Consider the following 341-nt stretch of genomic DNA (forward strand, 5'->3'; position numbering starts at 1 on the left):
AGTGATGTATAACTGAATTTATCAGAAGTCAGCAGAAGTCATAGTAACTCCGCTAAACGCGATAGCGGATGAAGGACTGAACATTAGGAGGTTTACAACTTTGGATAAATTAAAGAAATTACAAAGAAAGCAGAAAACTCAATACAGAGACCAAATGATGGAAGTAGAAGTGGAACTTCAAGATAAATCAAAGGTGCCAAGTAATTCTATGGTTTTACCAAATAGGGAAAGCGTAAACGATGAAACATTTGATACTAGTAGATTACTCGAAGAAGTCCTAGAAAGGAATAATATGCTTTTAGCACTTAAAAGAGTAATTAGCAATAAAGGTAGTCACGGTG

1 pseudogene is annotated in these 341 nt (G+C 34.9%); it reads left to right on the forward strand.

Annotated features, from left to right (window positions below):
- Positions 1-100: 100 nt before the first annotated feature.
- Positions 101-341 (forward strand): annotated as a pseudogene (locus tag GXK56_RS27585) (group II intron reverse transcriptase/maturase); the annotation flags it as partial.

Origin of the sequence: Clostridium sp. C2-6-12 (genome assembly GCF_009928485.1) — a bacterium.
In the GTDB taxonomy this organism is placed as follows: domain Bacteria; phylum Bacillota; class Clostridia; order Clostridiales; family Clostridiaceae; genus Clostridium.